Here is a 4,260-nt window from a genome sequence, read left to right as displayed (position 1 = left end):
CTGTGTCCGGCAAGCGGTTAGCCCAGGGTCCACCCGGTAAACCGCGTCGATCATCGCCGCCGGCTTAGCCGGCATCGGCGGCGTGGTTTCGACTACCCGCCCTGGCCGGGCAAGGCCGCTTTCGCCGCTCGCAAGAATGCCGGGGCCGGCGTCGCAGGCAGGCACTGCTTGAACCGCGCCGCAGCGGGCCTGGACCAAACTGCCGAGCCAGCCGGCCAGCGCCAATAACAGCAATCGTTGCGGCCAACGGCGTTTCAGCCGGCGGCGCCATGGATATTTGCGGTAGCGGGTATTCATTCGATTCCTCCGTTCGGTTTCGAATCCGGCTCCGGAAAACGCTGACGCCTCCCCGTCCAACTCGGTCGCGAACGATTCGGTGCGGCGTTCCCGGCCGGTTGCAGCGGTTAAAAGTCGAAGGTTTCTACCTCGGAGATCAAAAACACCGGCGCGCCGCCGCTGGAAATCGCCACCGCGTGCGCCGCTGTTTCCTGACCGCCGGGCGAACTCAAACAGGCTTGCAAATCGGCCAGACTCGGGAAATACACTTCGGCGATCCGGTGAAAGGCCGCGGGGCTCTGATCGGCGTTGGACAGGATCAACGATGCCACGAAACGGGTTTTCCCGGCCAGCTTTTCGACGGCCATCGGTACGTGCTCGTCGGCATAAAGACGCTCGAAGGTTTCCAAGTCGGTTGGAACCGGGTACATCACGATTAGTTTTGCAGCTTTCATAGGTAACTCCAATGATTTAATGAATGGGAGCACATATGAAACGCCTTTTTATCGTTGTAGTAAAATACCGACTACCTATGAAACAATAGGTATTACCTATTTATTACCCTGAGAGCGAACATGGAGATGCAACAAATACGCTACTTCCTGGCGGTCTGCGACAAGGGCTCGTTTACCCGCGCCGCCCAGTCCAGCTACGTCGCCCAACCGTCGCTGACCCAAGCCATCAAAAAATTGGAAGACGAACTGGGCGGCGAGCTGTTCAGCCGGGAGCGTAGCGGTTGCCGGCTGACCTCGTTGGGCCGCTTGGTTGAGCCGACCTTGCGCCAGATTTTCCGCGAGGCCCAAGCCGTCAAGGCCGAGGCCATCCGCTTCAGCCGCTTGAACACCGTGCCGCTAAGGATCGGCGTGATGACCACCATCGCCGCCCGGCATCTGAGCCCGCTGTTTGCCGCTTTTCAACAAGAGCACCCGCATTTGGAACTGGAATTGGTCGTGGATAGCGAAGCCGCGTTACTGCGGCGAATGGACGAGGAACAACTGGATTTGATCATCAGCGCCCCCACGCTGCCGCCGCCCGCGCCGTTGCAAACCTTGACCCTGTATCAGGAACGTTACGTGGTGGTGTTTAACGACCAGCACCGTTTCAACCAATTGCCCATCGTCGATCTGGCGGCGATACAGGCCGAACCCTATCTGGACCGGCTGAATTGCGAGTTGCGCGAAACCTTGCGCGGCGTCTGCCTGGGCCGGCAAATCGATCTGTACGCCGCTTATCGCAGTAATAGCGAAGACTGGATTTTGGCGATGGCCGGCGCCGGCATCGGCGTGGCGCTACTGCCTGAATTCAGCGTGCCCAAACAGGCCGAGCATTTGAAATGGCGGTATCTGTCCGACCCGGACATTCGCCGGACGGTCTTGGCGATCTATCCGACGGCGCACGCCGCCAATTCGGAACTCAAGCCGCTGCTGGCAAAACTACAAGCGTCTTTTTAACTCGGCTTCGGACCGTGAGGACAACACCGCCCAAGCCGGCGACGGCCGAAAACCGCGTTAATTCGGCGTTAAGCGGCGCGCTGATAGGCTTAGCCCGCGTTTCCGGAAACACGCCGACCGTTCCAGGGCCGGCGTATCCCAAGCGGCCATTCGGGCGCGGCAACGTCACGGCAATCCCCTTTAATCAGCGGCTGACCTGCCAGCCGAGGAGTTCTCATGCAACGTTGGATGTGGTTGATCCTGATTCTAAGCCTGTACGGCGGCGTCGGCCGCGCCGCCGACAGCCCCGCCCCGACTTCGGCCGTTAGCGCGGACTTGATGCACTGCGCGGCCTTCAGTCCCTATGTCGGCCAATTAAACCCGGACTGGGGCGCCCATCCCAGCCCGGAACTGATAGACAGTTTGTTGGACCGGCTGATCGCGCAAACGCCGTTTCGCTGCATCATGACCTACGGCGTCACCAACGGCCTGGAACACACTTTCGCCGCCGCCCGCGCGCGCGGACTCAAGGTGATTGCGATAATCTGGCTGGACCGGGACCGCGAGTTAAACTCCCAGTCGATTTCGGCCGGCATCGCCGCCGCCCGAACTTACTCGGACACCATCGTCAAACTGGCTTGCGGTTCGGAAGTAAGAACCCGCCACGCCAAGGCCCTGGACAGCGAGATCATGCGGTGCCTGGACGCCTTCCGCGAAGCCGGCGTCCACCAGCCGCTGACGACGATCGATACCTGGTGGGAATGGTGCGACCGCACCGCCGACTGCCAGCCCACCGAGTTCGCGGCCAAGGTCGATTGGATAGGCGCGAATATTTTTCCGTGGTGGGAAAACAAGTTTTCCGGCCTGTACCCTTGCACCAGCGCCGAGCAAGCCGCCGACTTTCATATCGCCCGCCTGAGCCAATTGCGTAAGACCTATCCCGGCAAGCCGGTGGTCGTCACCGAATTCGGCTGGCCCAGCGGCCCGGAAAACGGCACCGAGATCAACGGCCACACCGGCCAGCATTGCGGCGTCGCCAGCCCGGCCAACCAAGCCTTGGTGGTGAATTCGACCTTGGCGAAACTGGCCGAAAAAGGCTGGTCCGGTGTGGTCTTCGAAGCCTTCGCCGAAAACTGGAAGCCCGGCAACGAAGGTTTGTTCGGCAGCTATTGGGGCATCTGCGCCGGACAAGCGCCTTACACTTGTCAGGGTATCCGGCCACGCTAACCCCGGCAGCCATGGCCGGCCGGAATGGCGCTGGGGTGGGCGGGGATGGAAGCTAGGGTCGGCGGAACGTGGCGAAACGCATCGCTTGCAAGTCGATGCGCCACTGCGCGATTCGCAACGCTTGCGCCGCCGACCAACCCGGCTTGGCCGGCCAGCGAAAATCCAGCGGCAAGCAATTGTCGAGCGGATCGTAAACCGCCCCCAGCCCCAACAAACCATCGAAAGACTCCGCGCCGCCGTCCGGGACACGCGCCACGGAGACCGTGGCCAGCGGAATCCGCGCCGGCAGGCGCACGCCGACGTCCGACCATTGCAACTCAAACGGCTCGGCCGGCCCGGCGGCGGGCAGCGAAGTCCATTCCGACTGCCGCAACTCACCGCTATCGTCGCGCCAAAACAGCCGCCAATGCGGCGCCGGCGCGGCGGCGGACCAAAACAGGTAGACATCGTCGCCGGCCCGGCACAAACCGCCGCCGATACTGTCATCGGCTCGCGAAAACTCGCCGGCGTGCCGCGCCTCGATGCGTTCGACCCGAACGCCGCCCGGCGCCAGCCAATGTTCGGCCCAGACCTCACCGATTTCCGGCAGTAAAAACCGGCGCGCCTCGACGATGCGATGCGGTCTGGGCCGCACCGGCGCGCGCAACCGGCCGGCCTCGGCGATAGCCGCGCGCGCTTCGAAATACCAGGGTTGCAACAGCTGCGCGGCGACGACCGGCAGCGCGACCGGCAGTAAACCGGTGGCGGCGATGCCCAACGCTTCGCCGCCGCTCAGTGCCGGCCGAACCCATCGCCCCAGCCAGACATGCAAGCCAAAATACACGGCCGGGCAGACCAGCAACAAACACAAGTAGAACACCGCCAAGGCTTCCGGACCGCCAACCGCTTGCGCCGGCAGCCAGGCGACCGCAGCGGTCGCCGCCCAGATCGGCACGGTCGCCAGCCGGACCCAGCGCCAGGCCGCGACTTTGCCGCGCCAGGCAAACGCCTTCCGCTCGCCGAGCCAGACCCCGGCGAATACCGCCAAGCCCAAGCCCAGCAACGGCGCCCAAACGCCGACGGGCATCGCCCCGAGCATTTCCATAAACATTCCCGTCAGTGTTGAATCAAGCCGCGACGAATCGGTTAACCCCAAAAGAGCCGTTGGGCGATGAAAAATCCCGTTCGTCCGGAGTTGGTCGAAGGGCGGGATTTTTCATTCACCCGCCGGGTGAGTCCACGGCGGGCCGGCGGCTATGGCGACGGCTGTGCGAGTGGTGGCGGAGGCACCGGTTTGGAAATACCGATTTCGACGCTCGGTTCCGGATCGCCCCCCGATTCCGATTCG

The 4,260-nt window shown here is 63.0% G+C and carries 5 protein-coding genes; 2 read left to right on the top strand and 3 right to left on the bottom strand.

Annotated features, from left to right (window positions below; translation table 11 throughout):
- Positions 1–297 (bottom strand): hypothetical protein (locus tag AC3B8H_RS19045; RefSeq protein WP_488443099.1); only part of this gene is annotated, 297 nt, incomplete at its 3' end.
- 107 nt (positions 298–404) lie between these two features.
- Complete coding sequence (locus AC3B8H_RS19040; RefSeq protein WP_488443098.1) at positions 405–731, bottom strand: EthD family reductase; 327 nt, start codon at positions 729–731, stop codon at positions 405–407.
- 120 nt (positions 732–851) lie between these two features.
- Here AC3B8H_RS19040 and AC3B8H_RS19035 point away from each other — a divergent pair, with 120 nt between their 5' ends.
- Both AC3B8H_RS19035 and AC3B8H_RS19030 read left to right on the top strand, forming a co-directional pair.
- Positions 852–1,727, top strand: a complete 876-nt coding sequence (locus AC3B8H_RS19035) for a LysR family transcriptional regulator (RefSeq protein ID WP_488443097.1) — start codon at positions 852–854, stop codon at positions 1,725–1,727.
- A gap of 216 nt (positions 1,728–1,943) precedes the next feature.
- Positions 1,944–2,933 (top strand): glycoside hydrolase family 17 protein, encoded by a 990-nt coding sequence (locus tag AC3B8H_RS19030; protein WP_488443096.1) that lies wholly within the window; start codon positions 1,944–1,946, stop codon positions 2,931–2,933.
- A 52-nt stretch (positions 2,934–2,985) separates the two neighbouring features.
- On the opposite strand, the gene AC3B8H_RS19025 is transcribed toward AC3B8H_RS19030, so the two are convergent.
- Positions 2,986–4,017 carry a hypothetical protein gene (locus AC3B8H_RS19025; RefSeq protein WP_488443095.1) on the bottom strand — a complete coding sequence of 344 codons (1,032 nt, stop codon included), beginning with the start codon at positions 4,015–4,017 and terminating at the stop codon, positions 2,986–2,988.
- Between the last annotated feature and the right edge of the window lie 243 nt (positions 4,018–4,260).

The organism is Methylomonas sp. BG-2, assembly GCF_057766305.1.
The sequence above is the reverse complement of the archived record's forward strand: the minus strand, read 5'-3'. Positions and strand labels throughout refer to the sequence as shown.

What these genes read in the sequence shown, in the direction of transcription:
- AC3B8H_RS19040 (WP_488443098.1), bottom strand. Translation starts at nt 731, where the DNA reads ATGAAAGCTGCAAAACTAATCGTGATGTACCCGGTTCCAACCGACTTG.
- AC3B8H_RS19035 (WP_488443097.1), top strand. Translation starts at nt 852, where the DNA reads ATGGAGATGCAACAAATACGCTACTTCCTGGCGGTCTGCGACAAGGGC.
- AC3B8H_RS19030 (WP_488443096.1), top strand. Translation starts at nt 1,944, where the DNA reads ATGCAACGTTGGATGTGGTTGATCCTGATTCTAAGCCTGTACGGCGGC.
- AC3B8H_RS19025 (WP_488443095.1), bottom strand. Translation starts at nt 4,017, where the DNA reads ATGGAAATGCTCGGGGCGATGCCCGTCGGCGTTTGGGCGCCGTTGCTG.